Below are 15,315 nucleotides of genomic sequence, written 5' to 3' on the forward strand. Positions count from 1 at the left end.
CATCGACTCCCCCCACTCCCCCTGGAGGACACCGTGTCATCCACCCGACCCCATCCGTCCCGGGCGCTCGGCGTCCTGGTGGCCGCGGCCACCGCCGCCTCGCTCTGCGCGGCCGCCCCCACGGCCGACGCGGCCGCCGACGCCCAGCCGGGCACCCCCGACCCGGGCACCGTCACGACCCTCGTCAGCGGCACTGACGTCCCCTGGGGCGTGGCGCTGCTGCCGGACGGCTCGGGGATCTACACCGAGCGCAACACCTTCAACGTCTTCCGCCTGACCAAATCCGGCCAGCGGACGCTGCTCGGCAAGGTGCCCAACTCCCAGACCACGGGCCTCGAAGGCGGCCTGATGGGCCTGGAGATCTCGCCGACGTTCGCCACCGACCACTACCTGTACTTCCTGCACACCTCGACCGACGGCAACCGCATCGCCCGCATGACCCTGGAGAACAACACCCTCAGCGGCTATACGGTGCTGCTCCGCGGCATGGCCAAGAACCGCGCCCACAACGGCGGACGCCTGCGCTTCGGCCCCGACGGCAAGCTGTACGCCACCATGGGCGACGCGCAGAACAGCGCCCTGGCGCAGAACCGGAACTCCCTCAACGGCAAGATCCTGCGCATCAACCCGGACGGCTCGATCCCGTCGGACAACCCGTTCGGCAACGCTGTGTGGTCCCTCGGCCACCGCAACCCCCAAGGCCTGGACTTCGACTCCCAGGGCCGGCTGTGGCAGTCGGAGTTCGGCAACAACGTCATGGACGAGGTCAACCTGGTCCAGAAGGGCGGCAACTACGGCTGGCCCAACTGCGAGGGGACGAGCGGCAGTTGCTCCGGCTTCATCCCGCCGAAGAAGACCTGGCCGGTGGCCTCCGGCTCGCCCAGCGGCCTGACCATCATCAACGACCACGTCTTCGTGGCCACCACCCGGGGCCAGCGGGTGTACCGGATGCGCATCGACGCCAACGCCAACCTGGTGGAGGACAGGACGTACTTCCAAGGCACGTACGGCCGACTGCGCACGGTGGAGGTGGACGGCGACGGCGACATCTGGCTGACCACGTCCGACGACCGGGACAACGCCCCGGGCGACGACCGCGTCCTGCTGGTCGACGTCGTGTATTCGGGCAGCGGCCACGGCTCCCCCGCCGCACGACGGTAGGCACCCCGCGGGAGCCTGACCGCGTCGGCACACACAACACACGCGATACACGCACACACGCACCTGGCCTGGCGCGGCAGCCGTTGCCGTTGGCTGCCGCGCCAGGCTCGCAGGGACGGCGGAACGCCGGGCGCGTCAGCCGCGTACCGGAGCGACAGTGATCGGCGGCAGGGCCCGCAGGCAGGACGTGTCTCCCGGTGCGCCAGTGCGGATGAAGTGCGTGGAGACGCCGAAGGCGCAGCGGCTCAGCTCGAGCTCGGGCACGTGTCCCATGTTGCGGACCGAGAAGAACCGGCTGTCGCGGAACTGCCGGGCCGCCTTCCTTCCGTTCGTGTCGGGCGTGTTGGCGTCCAGGTCGCCCGAGAGCACGAGGACCGGGACGTCGGGCAGCGTGAGCTTCGTGGGCTGGGGGCCGGGGGTGTTCTTGCGCGGCCAGCCGATGCAGGTGTCGCCGCCGTCCATGGTCCCCTCGGTGAAGCCCTTCGTGCTGAACGCCCCGTGCTCACCGGGGCGCACGGCCGCGAGCGCGGCGCGGTACTGCCGCCACCGCTCGGCCGGCGGCGCGTCCTTCGACCAGGCCTTGCGGTAGTCGTTGCAGGTGACCGCGATGTACGGCGCCTGGTCGACCTTGCTGCCCGTCTTCCCCTCCTCCTGGACCAGCTTGCGCAGCGGCGCGGCGTCGCCCTTGACGAAGCGGTTCAGGGCGCGGGGCAGCTGCCCGAGCAGCGAGGGCTTGTCCGGCTTGAAGCCGACGCCGCTGCTGGCCGCCTCGAACAGCAGGTTGGCGAGCTTGTCCTCGCCGAACCGCTTCTCGTACACGCCGTGTCCCGTGGTGATCGACACCGTGAGGGGCCGGTCCCGCAGCCGTGCCGCCGTAGTGGCCAGGTCCTTCACGGCTTGCTTCCCGTCGCAGGCGACCGGGACGCTGCGCTCGCACACGCGGCGCAGGGACTGCGAGACCGCCTGGGCGCTGGGCCGCGCCAGCGGGTCGAACTTGAGGGGGTAGGCGCCGGACAGCACGAGGGAGCGCACGTGCTCGGGGTGGCGGGCGGCGTACACCGGCATCAGGTACGTGCCGTACGACAGGCCGTACAAACTGAGTTTGCGCACGCCGAGCCGGGCGCGGATCGCATCGATGTCGTCGGCGGTGGCCGCCGAGGTGTAGCCCGCGACCTTGGGCCCGAGGTTCTTCGCGCACCGCTGCACCGCGGCCCGCTGCTGGGCGCGCGTGCCGAACCGGTACGCGGCGTCGGTCACACCGCACGGGATGCGCTGCGACCTTCCGGTGCCGCGCGGGTCCACGAGCAGCAGGTCGTGGTCCTTCAGGAGCTTGCTCATGCCCCAGGCGAACGGCTCCGCCTTGTCGATGGCGACTTCGCCGGGGCCGCCCGGATTGACGGCGACGGTGCCCTTGGCCGGGCCGGGCGCGCGGTGGCGTACCACCGCGTAACTCACCTTGACCTCGCCCAGCTCCGGCTTGCCCGCCACCAGCGGGCGGGCGATCGAGCCGCAGTCGACCCGGTGCCCTTCGACGGTCGGACACCAGGCGGGGCCCGCCGTGGCGCCGCCCACCGGCGCGGCGGCGGCCGTCGCCGTCGCCGGTAGCACCGAAGCCAGCACCGCCAGCATGCTCACCGTCAGCCCCGCGCGCCGCGCCGTGCTTTTGTACGTCATCGCCCTCTCCTCTGCCTCGGGCCCCTCGACCCCCGTGCGGCCCCGGTGTTTCCCGGGGCGCGGACGCAACGTTGCCGCGCGCACTTCACAGCGACGGCAGAGCAACGGCAAAAGCACGTAAGAAGCGACAACCCTTGACGGGTCCCCGTCAAGCAGCATGGTCTAGGCCAATGGGTCGGCCTCGGCGCCGGGCCGACTCGCCCCTCATCCCCCCACCTCAGAGGGAGCAGTGATGAACACCAAGCGGAAGCTGGCCGCCGGCCTGGGTGCGGCGTGTGCGCCCCTCCTGGTCCTCGCGTCGGTCACACCGGCCGGCGCGCACGGCTACATCAACTCGCCGCCGAGCCGTCAGGCGCAGTGCGCGGCGGGCACCGTCCCGTGCGGCGAGATCAAGTGGGAGCCGCAGAGCGTCGAGGGCCCCAAGGGCCTCAGGAGCTGCAGCGGAGGCAACGCGCGGTTCCGTGAACTGGACGACGACAGCAGGGGCTGGAAGGTCTCCGACGTCAATCGCTCGCAGCAGTTCACCTGGCGTCTGACGGCCCCGCACCGCACCAGCACCTGGCAGTACTTCGTCGACGGACAGAAGATCAAGGAGATCAACGACGGCGGCGCCCAGCCGCCCACGACCGTGACGCACACCGTCGACTTCGGCGGCATCACCGGCCGGCACAAGGTGCTCGCGGTGTGGAACATCTACGACACCGCGAACGCCTTCTACGTCTGCGTCGACGTCAACATCAGGGGCTGACGCGGCACCACGGCCCCGCACGGGGCCCGGTCGGCCCGCCCACCCGCCGCCTGTGCGGGGCTCCGCTCGGGACGGAGCAGGGCGGGCCGACCCGGGCCGCACTCCCCGCACTCCCCGCACTCCCCGCACTCCCCGACACGAGCCTCTCCCCTCGCCCCTCGCCTTCGACATGGCTACGTCACCCTCAACACCACCCGCCGGCCGTGCAGTTCACCGGCCTCCAGCATGCGGTGGACCTCGGCGGTGGCGCTCAGCGGCAGCGTGAGCACCTCGCGCGACCGCAGTCGGCCGTCGGCGAGCAGGCCGTTGACGTGCTCGGCCGCCGCCGCGAGCTCCGCCACCGTGGCCCGGGTGATGGCAAAGCCGACGACGGACCCGTCCCGCACGTACAGCTCCCCCGCGGGCAGCGTCGGCGTGGTGTGCAGCCCCGCGAGCAGCACGATCCGGCCGCGCCAGGCCAGCAGGCCGACCGCGCAGGACAGGTCGTTGACTCCGGCCGCGTCCAGGTAGAGGTCGACCCCGCCGGGGCAGGCACGGGACAGCCGGTCCGTGAGGTCCTCGGCCGTGCGGTCCACCACGGTGTCGGCGCCGAGCTCGCGGCAGTACGCCTCGTCGCGGGGGTGGGCGACGGCCACGACGCGGGCGCCTGCCGCCGCCGCGACGACGACCGCCGCGGCGCCGACGTTGCCCGCCGCGCCGATCACCACGACGGTCGCCCCGGGCCGCAGCCCGCCGTGCGTGACCAGGCCCAAGTAGGCGGTCGCGGCGGGGTGCAGCAGAGTCACCGCCGTGGCGGGGCCGACGCCGTCCGGCAGCCGGTAGAGCCGCTCCGCCGGGACGCACACCCGCTCGGCCGCCGCGCCCTGACGCCCGCCGTGCCCCAGGCTGTTGCACCACACCCGCTCCCCCACCGCGAACCCCGCCACCGCGTCGCCGACAGTGGCCACCCGGCCGACGAGGTCGCGCCCGACCACGAAGGGAAACTCCACGGGTGGGTCCACGGCACCGGCCCGGACGAAGGTGTCCACGTGATTGGCGGTCGTCACCTCGACGTCCACGACGACGTCGTACGCGCCCGGCCGTGGCGGGGGCAGTTCGCCGCACCGGATGGAACCCGCGGGACCGCATTCGTCGATGTACGCAGCACGCATGCCCGACATTCTGCCGGGCAGCCCAGTCCGTGCACCGCGGGGGACGTGGCGGATGCCGCAGGGTACGTTGCCCACCATGTCCATACCGCCGCAGCAGCCGCCGAATCCCTATCAGCAGAACCCGTATACGCAGCCTCAGCCCCCTCAGGCAGCGGTGCCTCCGCAACCGAGTCCGCAGCCCTACCCCTACGGGCAGCCCCCGGCCCCGCCGGCCCCGCCCGGTGCGCCTCCGGGCGTCCCGCGGGCGGGCACGTCGGGATGGCTGTGGGGTCTTGGAGGCGCGGTGGTCGCCTCCGCAGTGTGGGCGGGGGTGCTCTTCGGCACGGGCGCGCTCGGGGGCGACGACGCCGAGGCCGATCTCGCCGGCTACCGGTTCCAGCGGAATCTGTGCGACGCCGTCACCATCAAGGCGTTCAAGGAGCGCTACGAGTCCCGGGACACCGCGAGCCCGAACACGCACTACGCCTCGCGGCAGCGGGGACTCGACGCGGGCAACTGCAGCTACAGCCTCAAGGACCGCGACGCGGGCACGACCGACTACTCCAGCATCTTCGTGAACAGCACCGCGCAGTGGCACAAGAAGACCAGCCCCAAGGGCGAGTTCGCCTCCCTGTACAAGGGGTTCGAGGACCGGTCGCAGGACACGTACTCCTACCGGACCAAGGCGGTCGGCGGCATCGGGGACGAGGCCTACCTCGTCACCGAGAGACGCGGCACGAGCGGCGACAAGGACCTCTCCAGCATGACGCTCGGCGTGCGGGACGGCTGGTTCACGTTCGAGTTGCAGTGGAGCTTCTACGGCACCTCGTCGACCGGTGCCGTCAAGCCGCCGTCCGAGGGGGAGGCCGAGGACATGCTCACCTCCGACACGCGGGACGCCCTGGCCGCGCTCAAGAAGGCGTGACGCGCCCACGGGACGAGCCGAGCGGCGCGGCGGACCACCGGGCGACGACGGGACCGACGCGCCGCGCCGGTCGTACCCGATGTCCTGAACCCGCCGCGCCGCCGGCTCACTTGTCGGTCAGCTCGTGACGACGTTGTGCGCAGGGATGATCTGCGGTTCGGCGTCGGCGTGGCCCAGGTCGGCGAGGATCGGCTGGAGCACCTTCGAGAAGCTCTCCAGCGCTTCCTCGGACTCCCACACGTCGACGACCCGCCAGCCGTCGCTGGTCGGTCCGGCCGCGTGGGCGATGAGCCCGGGTGCGGGAACGTCGGCGAGCGAGGTGAACTCGCCGCCGTCGGTGAGACGGCTGATGACGGCGTCGTAGAGCTCCTGTCCGACGCCGGACATCTCGAACGTGACGATGATGGCCATGTGGTCCCCCCACTGTTCGCTCACGGTGTGGCGCGATCGCACCGGTCGGTGCGACCCCCCTTATGCCTACCTGGCCGCCGTCCGCGCGTCGACGGTCGGCGAGGGCCGGGCGTGGGGAGCTGAGGCATGGCGGGGGCGCCCGCGCCCTTGGTGGCGCCGCAAGCACCCCGGCGCACGCCGCGCGGTAGTCGGCGCGTCAGCGCGGCGGGCCGACGGTGATCTGGCCGTAGCGGTCGGCGGCCTCGGCCAGGAGCTCGGGGGTGATCTCGAAGTCGGCCGGACGGGGCCCGGAGCGGTCGCGGCCCGCGTGCCGGAACATGCCCTCGATGCCGGCGGGCGTGCACATCATCAGCAGGTCGGCGCGCTCGGACGTGATGCGGTACGCGTGCGGGACGCCGCGCGGCAGATACACGATGCCGCCCTCCCCCAGCTCGTACTCCTCCTCCCCGTACCAGACCAGGGCCGAGCCGCTGAGCAGGAGGAACACCTCGTCCTCGCGGGTGTGCAGATGGAACGGCGGGGCCTCGCCCTTCTCGACGTCGAACCGGCCGACGGTCAGCTGACCGTCGGTGGCGGCGCCGTCGAGCAGCAGGGACAGGGTGCTGCCGGACAGCCACTCCAACCGCTGGTGCTGGTCCCCCTGGGCCAGGTACGCCATGCTCATGGGTTTCCCCTCCGGATCGCCTCACCATCGCCTCACCGTGCAGCTGGAGCCAACGCTACGTCAGTTCCCCTTCATCCAGGCGTAGTTCACGGTTCTTGCCCTCTGGGCGCTACTCGGTGCGCAGTGCCGTGGCCGTACGGGTTCTCGCGGCCCAGGTGGCGGGGAGCAGTGCGCCGAGTGCGGCGATCGCGATGCCGGACAGGGCCAGGAGCGCCAGCTGCGGTGCGGCGTACACCTCGAGGACCGACGGGGGCAGGTTGGTGCCCGCGGCGTGGCCCATCTTCGGGAGGACGAAGCGGTGCAGGGCGTAGCCGGTCGGTACGCCGATCAGGCCGCCGAGCACGCCGATTCCGGCCACGGAGGCGAGTACGAGGCTCACGGTCTGCCGCGGCGACATGCCGAGCGCCTTGCAGACGCCCAGGTCGTGGACGCGCTCGCGGGTGTCCAGGACGACGGAGTTGAGGACGCCGAGGCCCGCCACGGAGACCAGCATGAGCGTGAGCAGTGCCGCCATCGCGTCCAGGACGAGGATCATGTTGTCCTGTTGCGAGGGCGCGTTGGCCATCGCGTCGCCGCCGAGCGGCTGCAGTGCCTCGGCGAGCTCGCCGGCGTACGCGGCCGGGGAGATCCCCGGTTCCACCTCGATCTGGAAGACCTCGGGCTGTGCCGCGGCGAAGGTGTCGAGGTCCGCGTGGATCGACAGGCCGTCGTCGGAGGTGTCGAAGGCCTCGCCCACGATCCGCAGGGTCTGCGTGTCCTTCCCGAGGGTCACGCGGACCGTGTCGCCGATCCTGGTGCCGGTCCTTTCCAGGAAACCTGTGGGCACGACGGCCTGTCCGGCACCGGTGAGCCAGTGCCCCGAGATCATCTCGTAGCTGCCGGAGCGTGCGTCGCCCTGGTAGAGGCTGGCTCTGACCGGCTTGGAGAGGCCGGTCACGGTGGCGTCCTTCCTGGCCATGCCGTAGTACGTGGCGGTGCCGTTCTGGGCCTCGATGGCGGCGCGGACCTTCGCCGGGTCGGCGGACCGGGGCCGCCCGCCGGCTTCGCCGGGGCGCGGTCCGCCGGGCGCGCCGTCCGGGATGCCGCTGATGGCCGTGACGGCGGCGCGCTCCTCGGGGTCCGACGCGTCGCCGACCGCGTTCAGGGACGAGGTGAGGCCCAGTGCGAAGGTCGCCGCGACCGTGCCGAAGACCACCGCGAGCAGCATGGCGGCGGTACGGACCGGGTGCGTGAAGGGGCTGGCGAGCCCATAGGTCACCGCCCTGGGCAGCGGCAGCCGTCCCAGCGAGCGGTGTGCCCACTGGCCGCGTCCGGTGCGGGGCGCCCGGCCGACCGCGATGGCCTCGACGGTGCGCAGCCGCCCGGCCCGCAGCGCGGGCACCAGCGCCGCGATCGCGACGACGAGCAGCGCCGCGGCGGGCACGACGAGGTCCACCCACCAGGCGACGGCCAGGGACGGGCTGCCGTAGACCTGCTCGGTGTCCTTCAGCAGCGGCACAGCGAGGAGATTGCCGAGGACGGTCCCGAGTGCCACGCCGATGCCTGCGGGGATCAGTGCCTGGGCCACGTAGGCCCGCACGACGTCGCGCGGTGTGCAGCCGATGGCTTTGAGGATGCCGATCCGGCGCAGGCTGTTGCCGACCACGCCGCTGATCACGCTGCTGACGATGATCACGGACATGACGATGCCGAGCACGCCGAAGGCGACCAGGAAGGGGATCGTCACGGCGGTGCCCTGGTCGGCGGCGCGTTTGGTGTCCAGATAGGACTGGGTGGCAAGGAGTGCCCCGGACGGCACGGCCGCGGTGAGGGTTTTCCGGTCGGCGGTGATCTGTCGGGGCGTGCCCGCGGAGTCGAAGCGGTAGAGCATCTGGCTCGTGACGGGGCCGGCTTTCGAGGCCAGTGCGCCGACCTGGTCCGGGGTCGCCCAGGCGTCGGCACTCTGGCCGGCCGACACCGCGAAGCCGACGATCTTCAGGGGCGGGCTGTCCGGCGCGTCCGAAGCCTTCAGTGTGGTGTCGAGTTCGAGCATGGGTCCGGCGAACGACGCGGACAGGACGACCTCGCCCGGCTTCGCCGCCCACCGCCCGGACTTGAGGTCCAGGTCGTCCACGTCGCCGTGCGGGTCGGACCGGCCGACCAGGGTCAGCGTGGGCAGATGTCCGCCGCGTGCGTCCACGGGGCGGATCGTCGTGGCCGGGAAGGGCCCCGCGCTCGCGGTGACGCCGGCGAGCTCCCCGGTGCCCTTCAGCTGTGCCGTGCTCGTCCTGGCCGGATCGAACTGGGCGGTGAGGTGCGCGCCGCGCTGCCGGGCGAAGGCGTGGTCGAACGGCGCGTCCGACGCGACGATGAGCGCCCCAGCGACCACGGCGGAGGCGACCGCCATCATGGTGGCCAGGGCGATCACCACGGTCTGCACGCGCCGTCGGCCGACGCCGGACCGCACCACCCGGCCGAGCCCGCCGGTACCGAAGACGCTCATCGGACGGCCTCCGCCCGGGAGTCGTGTGCGAGGTGGCCGTCGACAAGCTGGATCGTGCGGCTCGCGCAGGCCTCCGCCAGGGCGAGGTCATGTGTGACCAGGACGATGGTCTGGCCGCCTCGGTGCAGATCGACCAGCAGCTCCCGTACGTCGAGGCCCGAAGCCGTGTCGAGCGCGCCCGTCGGCTCGTCGGCGAGCAGCAGCGCGGGCCGGTTCACCAGCGCACGGGCGACCGCGACCCGCTGGCGTTCGCCGCCGGACAGCCGCCCCGGATAGGCGCGGGCGTGTCGGCCGATCCCCAGTACGTCCATGAGCTCTGCCGCACGGGCCGCGGCCTTGCGCCTGGGGGTGCCGGTCAGTTGGGCGGGGAGCTGGATGTTGTCGGCGACGGTCAGGTCGTCGAGGAGGTTGAAGAACTGGAAGACCATGCCGATCCGCTCGCGACGGAATCGCGCCGACGCGTGCTCGTGCAGCTGGTCGACGCGCCGCCCGGCCACGGTCACGGCGCCGTCGCTCGGCTTGTCCAGGCCGGCGACGAGGTTCAGCAGGGTGGACTTGCCGCTGCCGGACGGACCGGTGACGGCGAGCGCTTCGCCCTGAGCGACGCGGAGGTCGATCGGGCCGAGTGCGGGGGCGCCGACGCTGCCGTAGCGCTTGGTCACACCCTCCAGTTGGATCACCTGGGTCATGGGAGCATCCGTCCTTCGCATCAGGGCTTCTCGGCCGGTGGCAGGCTTCAGCGAAGGTAGGCGCGGCGTCCGTCGGCCGCGTCGGCCACGGCAACGACTTCGGGCCCTTCCCGCGGAGGACCGGGCCGCGGGGTCCTCCGCGCGACGTACTCCTGAGGGACAGGACCCTCAGCTCTCCCGCTGATGTGGGCTGGAGAGGGCAGGCCGCACAATGAGCCGGTGAATGCGGTGATTTCGGAGCTCCGGCGCGGATGGCGTCAGCTGCTGCACGACGTGCTGCATACGGAAGGGAAACCTCCCCTTCCTTCGCGCAGGGCGCTGCGCGTCGACGGGGCGCTTGCGGTGGTGCTGACCGGCGTCAGCTTGTTCGTGGCGATGCGCTATCCCGACAGCGGGCCGGTCAAGGTCGGTCAGGACGTGCCGATGCCGCCCGAGCCCCCTGCGCCCGGCCACCACGCGGTGGTCGAGGAGCCGTCGCTCGTCTGGCCGTTCGTCATGCTCTCGGCCCTCCCGCTTGCGGCCCGGCGCCGCTGGCCGCTGGCCGTGTTCGCGGTGGTGCTCGGCGCGACGCTCGTCATGGTCGACGACGCCACCTGGATGAACGTGGTGACCTGCGTCATCGGGGCCTACAGCGCCGTCGTCCACAGCCGCCACCGGATACGGGCGACGACCGGGCTCGCCGTCGCTTCCGTGCTTGCGGGCGTCGCGTTCCGCGAGACGGAACCCATCCTTCCCGGCTGGTCGAGCCCGGCGGTCGTGTTGCTGGTCACCGGGGTGCTCGCCACCCTGATCCGCTTCTGGCAGCGGCAGTTGGCGGTGAGCCGGGACCGGTACCGGCAGCTCCAGAGGGAGCAGGAGGACAGCACGCGCCGTGCCGTCGCCGAGGAGCGGTCCCGCATCGCCGCGGAGCTGCACGACGTCGTGACCCACAATGTGAGCGTGATGGTCATCCAAGCGGGTGCGGCGCGCAAGGTGATGGACGCGGCGCCCGATCAGTCGAAGGCGGCGCTGCTCGCGGTCGAGGCCGGCGGGCGGGCCGCCATGGCCGAGCTGCGCCATGTGATGGGGCTGCTCGCCGCCCCGGACCACGAGAGCCCCGACGGCCTGGAGCCCCAGCCCGGCCTCGGGCAGCTCGACGCCCTGGTCGAGCGGGTGCGTGCTGCCGGGACATCGGTGCGTTGCGCCGTGTCGCTGCCGCCGGACCCGCCGCCACCCGGCGTCGACCTCGCCGCCTACCGGGTCGTCCAGGAGGCGCTCACCAACACGATCAAGCACGCGCCCGGCGCCGACGCCTCCGTCACGGTCCGCTGCTCCGAGGACGCGCTGGAGATCGAGGTCACCGACACCGGCGGCAGCGCGCGGGACTCCGTGCCCGCGGACGGCAGCGGCCGGGGACTCATCGGGCTGCGCGAGCGCCTCGCGGTCTACGGCGGCGAGCTGACGGCCGGGCCGACCCTCACCGGAGGCTTCCAGGTCACGGCCCGAGTCCCCTGGCGGACCGCGTGAGCCGACCGCCCCTGCGGGTTCTCATCGCCGACGACCAGGCCCTGGTGCGTACGGGCTTCGGGATGATCCTCGCCGCCGACGGGATCGAGGTGACGGCCGCGGCGGCCGACGGGAACGAGGCGGTCGCCGCGTGCCGCCGCACCCGGCCCGACGTCGTCCTCATGGACATCAGGATGCCCCGGATGGACGGGATCGAGGCGACCCGCCGCATCCTCACCGACCACGAGGCGGACGGCGTCAGAGTCATCATCCTGACCACCTACGACCTCGATCACTACGTCTACGCCGCGCTCACCGCCGGCGCCAGCGGGTTCCTGCTCAAGGACGTCACCCCCGAACACCTGGTGGCGGCCGTACGCCTGGTGCAGACCGGCGACGCGCTGCTCGCACCGGCCATCACCCGCCGGCTGATCGAGCGCTTCGCCCAGCGCGACGCGTCACACCCCGCACAACCCCCCGCCCTGCACCGCGACCTGTCCCACCTGACCCCACGCGAGCTGGAGGTGCTCCGCCTCCTCGCGACGGGCCTCACCAACACCGAACTCGCGGACCGCCTGCACCTCAGCCCGACCACGGTCAAGACCCACATCAGTCGCATCCTGCAGAAACTGGACCTGCGCGACCGCGTCCAGGCCGTGGTCCTCGCCTACGAAACGGGGCTGGTCTCCCCAGGAGGCGGCGGCTCCCCGAACGCGTCGTAGACCTATGTACGGAGAGCAGCCCGGTCAGCCGTCGACCGTGTCGGCGAGCGGCACGCGCAACGACGGCTGGAGCAGGTCCCCGTGGGCGCGGACCATGTCGTCGCACAGCTGCCAGATCCGTGCCACGGTCAGCGTGGCGGCGGTGGCCGGGTCGGTCATGGCCGCGTGCCGGATGTGCCGTGGCGCGTCGTCGAGGGCGGCGCGCACGACCAGGTCGTTCATGCTGAGGTACGTGCGGTTGAGGGCGGCGAGCTGCGGCGGCAGGGACCCGGCGCGGGTGGGCTGGACGCCGGACGCGTCGACGAGGCAGGGCACCTCGACGACACCGTGGGCCGGGAGGTTGTCGATCAGGCCGTGGTTGGGGACGTTCCCGTAGAGCGTGCGCGGGGTGCCGGTGACCATGCTGTGGATGACCTGCGGGGCGTACTCCATGGTGCCCTCGACGGCGAGCGGGGCGCCCTCGGCCAGGGCGTCGCGGGTCCGGTGGTAGGTGGCGACGTTCTCGTCGACCATGCCGAGGTAGGCGCCGACCGGCAGCCGCAGCCGGTCGACCTCGCTGTCGTGGTGCAGGTACCAGGGCACGTACTCGCAGGAGTGCTCGCTGGTCTCGGTGGGGTAGTAGCCGAGCCGTCGGTACATGTCGATGCGGACCCGGCGCCGCAACTGCGCGTCCTGGGCGATCAGTTCGTCGAGGCGCGGGTAGAGGTCGCTGCCGCGGTGCTCGAAGCGCAGCACCCAGGCCTGGTGGTTGACTCCGGCGGCCCGGTAGGTGATCTCGTCGTACGGGACGCCCACGAGGTCGGCCAGGTCCCGCATGGTCCAGTACACCGAGTGGCACAGGCCGACGACCCGCGTGAGGCCGGTGGCCCGGGTCAGGTACTGGATGTTCATGGCCATCGGGTTGGTGTAGTTGAGCAGCCAGGCGTCGGGGCAGAGCGCGGCGATGTCCTCGCCGAGCTGTTTGAGGAACGGGAAGGTGCGCAGGGCGCGGAAGATGCCGCCGACGCCGAGGGTGTCGGCGATGGTCTGGCGCAGTCCGTAGCGGGCGGGGACGGCGAAGTCGGTGCGGGTGGCCTCGGCCATGCCGATGTTCACGGTGTTGATGACGAAGTCGGCGCCGTGCAAGCAGGCGCGGCGGTCGGGGTGGGCGGTGATGCGGGCGTCGGCGCCGCGTTCCCGCGCGATGTAGCGGGCGGCGGCTTCGGCGGTGGCGAGCCGTTCGGCGTCGATGTCGTGCAGGGCGATACGGGCGCCCTTGAGCTCGGGGAAGGCGAAGAGGTCGGCGAGCAGGCCCTGGGTGAACTCCACGCTGCCGGCGCCGACGAAGGCGATCTGGGGACGGGTCATGGGACGGGCACTCCGAATCTCGGGGGCGGTCAGCTCTTGAGGCCGCTGGAGGTGACCGAGCGGATGAAGGCCTTCTGCGCGAGGAGGAACGCGATGAGGACCGGCACCACCGTGATCACATTGCCCGCCATCACCGCGGACCACCGGGTCTGGTGCTGCCCCTGGAACGTGGTCAGGCCCAGTTGCAGCGTGTACTGGGTGTCGTGGTTGATGGCGATCAGCGGCCAGGTCAGGTCGTTCCACGTGGTCAGGAACGTCAGCACGGCCACGGTGGCGAGGGCGGGACGGGCGAGGGGCAGCACGATCGCCCACAGCACCCGCAGCCGTGAACAGCCGTCGATCCAGGCGGCCTCCTCCAGCTCCCTCGGCAGGGACAGGAAGAACTGCCGCAGCAGGAACACCGCGAACGGCGTGACCAGCGACGGCACGATCAGCGCGCCGAGGGTGTCGATGAGCCCGAACTTCTTCATCACCAGGAAGGTGGGGATCATCGTCAGCTGGAACGGGACCGCCATCGTCGCCAGCATCAGGACGAGGAGCAGCCGCGAGCCGGCGAACCGCATCCGGGCGAACGCGTAGCCGCCGAGCGCGCCGAACACCAGGTTCGAGGCGACCGCGGCACCGGAGACGACGACCGAGTTGAGCAGCCACCGCGGGAACATGGCGTTGCCGAGGACGTACCGGTATCCGCCCAGGTCGACCCGGGACGGCCACAGGGCCGGCGGGAAGCGGTTGATCTCGGCGTTGCTCATGACCGAGCTGAGCAGGAGCCACAGCAGCGGCACCCCGAACAGCGCGGCCAGCGGTACGAGCAGCAGGTGCCAGGCGCTGAAGGGCAGGCGCGGGCGGCGCCGCGGGGCGGCGGGCGCCGCGGCCGGAGGGGAGGTGACGCGGGAGGGGCCACCGGTCGTGGTCGCGGTCATGGGGCGGCTGCTTTCGTACGAGGGGTGTGCTCGCGGCCGCGTACGACGCGCAGCGCGACGGTCACGACGAGCAGCGCCAGGGCGAGGACGCAGGCGGCCGCGGCGCCGTACCCGGCGGTGAACTCCTTGAAGGCCTGCTCCCAGATGAAGTAGACGATCACGGTGGTGGAGCCGAGGGGGCCGCCCCTGGTGGTGACGTAGACGAGGTCGAAGACCTGGAGCGCCTGGATGGTCTGCCACAGGAGCAGGAACACGCTGACCGGTGCGAGCGCGGGCAGCGTCACGTGCCGCAGGATGTGCAGCGGCCCCGCCCCGTCCAGGCGGGCGGCCTCGATGAGCGACTGCTGTACGTCCTGGAGGGCGGCCAGGTAGACGACGGTGCACAGGCCCGTGCCGCTCCACAGGGTGATGGCGACCAGGACGATCAGCGCCTGTGACGGGTCCGTGAGGAATCCTTGCGGTGAGATGCCCAGGTGGTGCAGGACGGAGTTGGCCGCGCCGAACTCCGGGTCGAGGATGAAGGAGAACAGCACGCCTTGTGCCGTGGCGGAGATGACGAACGGCACGAAGAACAGGGTGCGGTAGAGGCCGACGAAGCGGATGCGCCGGTCCAGGGCCAGGGCGAGGGCAAGGCCGATGGCGATGCTCAGCGGGACGTAGAGGACGGTGTAGACCGCGGTGTTCCGCACGGCCTGGTGGAAGTCGGGGTCCTGGCGCAGTGCGCGGTAGTTGTCCAGGCCCACCCAGCGGCTGGGGGTGACGAGGTCGTTGGCCTGGAAGGACAGCAGCAGCGACCAGACGATGGGCAGGATGCTCAGGCCGAGGATGACGAGGACCGCGGGAGAGACGAACGCCCAGGCGGTGGCGGTCTCTTTGCGGCGGCGCCGGCGCCGGGCGTGGGCTGCCGACCGGTCCGGAGGCAGGGTGAGCGGAGTGGGGAGTCGGGGCATGTCA

Annotated in this window: 14 protein-coding genes; 5 read left to right on the forward strand and 9 right to left on the reverse strand. The window is 71.9% G+C overall.

What is annotated here, in order from left to right; all coding sequences use genetic code 11:
• The first annotated feature begins 33 nt into the window (after positions 1-33).
• Positions 34-1,161, forward strand: a complete 1,128-nt coding sequence (locus tag ACFWZ5_RS12685; protein WP_384785313.1) for a PQQ-dependent sugar dehydrogenase — start codon at positions 34-36, stop codon at positions 1,159-1,161.
• A gap of 135 nt (positions 1,162-1,296) precedes the next feature.
• Here the strand turns inward: ACFWZ5_RS12685 and ACFWZ5_RS12690 are convergent, their stop codons facing one another.
• Positions 1,297-2,835, reverse strand: coding sequence for an alpha/beta fold hydrolase (locus ACFWZ5_RS12690; protein ID WP_384785316.1), 1,539 nt, complete (start codon positions 2,833-2,835; stop codon positions 1,297-1,299).
• A 232-nt stretch (positions 2,836-3,067) separates the two neighbouring features.
• Between ACFWZ5_RS12690 and ACFWZ5_RS12695 the strand changes: the two genes are divergently transcribed.
• Entirely contained in the window at positions 3,068-3,583 is a 516-nt protein-coding gene (locus ACFWZ5_RS12695) for a lytic polysaccharide monooxygenase auxiliary activity family 9 protein (RefSeq protein ID WP_384785319.1), read from the forward strand.
• A gap of 173 nt (positions 3,584-3,756) precedes the next feature.
• On the opposite strand, the gene ACFWZ5_RS12700 is transcribed toward ACFWZ5_RS12695, so the two are convergent.
• On the reverse strand, positions 3,757-4,734 hold the full coding sequence (locus ACFWZ5_RS12700; RefSeq protein WP_384785322.1) for a zinc-binding dehydrogenase: 978 nt from the start codon (positions 4,732-4,734) through the stop codon (positions 3,757-3,759).
• Between the two features lie 283 nt (positions 4,735-5,017).
• Between ACFWZ5_RS12700 and ACFWZ5_RS12705 the strand changes: the two genes are divergently transcribed.
• Entirely contained in the window at positions 5,018-5,638 is a 621-nt protein-coding gene (locus ACFWZ5_RS12705) for a hypothetical protein (protein ID WP_384785325.1), read from the forward strand.
• 117 nt (positions 5,639-5,755) lie between these two features.
• Here the strand turns inward: ACFWZ5_RS12705 and ACFWZ5_RS12710 are convergent, their stop codons facing one another.
• The 4 genes from ACFWZ5_RS12710 to ACFWZ5_RS12725 form a co-directional block, all read right to left on the reverse strand.
• A complete protein-coding gene (locus ACFWZ5_RS12710; protein ID WP_384785328.1) occupies positions 5,756-6,049 on the reverse strand; it encodes a hypothetical protein in 294 nt (97 codons plus the stop codon).
• A gap of 196 nt (positions 6,050-6,245) precedes the next feature.
• Positions 6,246-6,713: a cupin domain-containing protein gene (locus ACFWZ5_RS12715; RefSeq protein ID WP_384785332.1), complete on the reverse strand. Its 468-nt coding sequence runs from the start codon at positions 6,711-6,713 to the stop codon at positions 6,246-6,248.
• Positions 6,714-6,822: 109 nt separating this feature from the next.
• A complete protein-coding gene (locus ACFWZ5_RS12720) occupies positions 6,823-9,195 on the reverse strand; it encodes an FtsX-like permease family protein (protein ID WP_384785335.1) in 2,373 nt (790 codons plus the stop codon).
• On the reverse strand, positions 9,192-9,884 hold the full coding sequence (locus ACFWZ5_RS12725; protein WP_384785338.1) for an ABC transporter ATP-binding protein: 693 nt from the start codon (positions 9,882-9,884) through the stop codon (positions 9,192-9,194). Before ACFWZ5_RS12725 ends, ACFWZ5_RS12720 begins: the two co-directional genes overlap by 4 nt.
• Positions 9,885-10,103: 219 nt before the next feature.
• On the opposite strand from ACFWZ5_RS12725, the gene ACFWZ5_RS12730 reads away from it, so the two are divergent.
• Both ACFWZ5_RS12730 and ACFWZ5_RS12735 read left to right on the forward strand, forming a co-directional pair.
• The gene (locus ACFWZ5_RS12730; protein ID WP_384785341.1) at positions 10,104-11,390 is read left to right on the forward strand and encodes a sensor histidine kinase; all 1,287 of its coding nucleotides are present in this window, start codon (positions 10,104-10,106) and stop codon (positions 11,388-11,390) included.
• On the forward strand, positions 11,375-12,091 hold the full coding sequence (locus ACFWZ5_RS12735) for a response regulator (RefSeq protein WP_384785453.1): 717 nt from the start codon (positions 11,375-11,377) through the stop codon (positions 12,089-12,091). Before ACFWZ5_RS12730 ends, ACFWZ5_RS12735 begins: the two co-directional genes overlap by 16 nt.
• 24 nt (positions 12,092-12,115) lie before the next feature.
• Here the strand turns inward: ACFWZ5_RS12735 and ACFWZ5_RS12740 are convergent, their stop codons facing one another.
• Genes ACFWZ5_RS12740 through ACFWZ5_RS12750 form a run of 3 tightly spaced genes read right to left on the reverse strand, consistent with a single transcriptional unit; the run spans position 12,116 to position 15,311 of the window.
• On the reverse strand, positions 12,116-13,438 hold the full coding sequence (locus tag ACFWZ5_RS12740) for an alpha-glucosidase/alpha-galactosidase (protein ID WP_384785344.1): 1,323 nt from the start codon (positions 13,436-13,438) through the stop codon (positions 12,116-12,118).
• Positions 13,439-13,467: 29 nt separating this feature from the next.
• Positions 13,468-14,361 carry a carbohydrate ABC transporter permease gene (locus tag ACFWZ5_RS12745; protein WP_384785347.1) on the reverse strand — a complete coding sequence of 298 codons (894 nt, stop codon included), beginning with the start codon at positions 14,359-14,361 and terminating at the stop codon, positions 13,468-13,470.
• Positions 14,358-15,311, reverse strand: a complete 954-nt coding sequence (locus ACFWZ5_RS12750; RefSeq protein WP_384785350.1) for a carbohydrate ABC transporter permease — start codon at positions 15,309-15,311, stop codon at positions 14,358-14,360. Before ACFWZ5_RS12750 ends, ACFWZ5_RS12745 begins: the two co-directional genes overlap by 4 nt.
• Between the last annotated feature and the right edge of the window lie 4 nt (positions 15,312-15,315).

The organism is Streptomyces sp. NPDC059003, from assembly GCF_042740445.1.
Taxonomy (GTDB): Bacteria; Actinomycetota; Actinomycetes; order Streptomycetales; family Streptomycetaceae; genus Streptomyces.

Coding starts and splice junctions, on each gene's coding strand:
- ACFWZ5_RS12750 (WP_384785350.1), bottom strand. CDS start 15,311: ATGCCCCGACTCCCCACTCCGCTCACCCTGCCTCCGGACCGGTCGGCA.
- ACFWZ5_RS12695 (WP_384785319.1), top strand. CDS start 3,068: ATGAACACCAAGCGGAAGCTGGCCGCCGGCCTGGGTGCGGCGTGTGCG.
- ACFWZ5_RS12700 (WP_384785322.1), bottom strand. CDS start 4,734: ATGCGTGCTGCGTACATCGACGAATGCGGTCCCGCGGGTTCCATCCGG.
- ACFWZ5_RS12725 (WP_384785338.1), bottom strand. CDS start 9,884: ATGACCCAGGTGATCCAACTGGAGGGTGTGACCAAGCGCTACGGCAGC.
- ACFWZ5_RS12745 (WP_384785347.1), bottom strand. CDS start 14,361: ATGACCGCGACCACGACCGGTGGCCCCTCCCGCGTCACCTCCCCTCCG.
- ACFWZ5_RS12710 (WP_384785328.1), bottom strand. CDS start 6,049: ATGGCCATCATCGTCACGTTCGAGATGTCCGGCGTCGGACAGGAGCTC.
- ACFWZ5_RS12740 (WP_384785344.1), bottom strand. CDS start 13,438: ATGACCCGTCCCCAGATCGCCTTCGTCGGCGCCGGCAGCGTGGAGTTC.
- ACFWZ5_RS12715 (WP_384785332.1), bottom strand. CDS start 6,713: ATGAGCATGGCGTACCTGGCCCAGGGGGACCAGCACCAGCGGTTGGAG.
- ACFWZ5_RS12720 (WP_384785335.1), bottom strand. CDS start 9,195: ATGAGCGTCTTCGGTACCGGCGGGCTCGGCCGGGTGGTGCGGTCCGGC.
- ACFWZ5_RS12690 (WP_384785316.1), bottom strand. CDS start 2,835: ATGACGTACAAAAGCACGGCGCGGCGCGCGGGGCTGACGGTGAGCATG.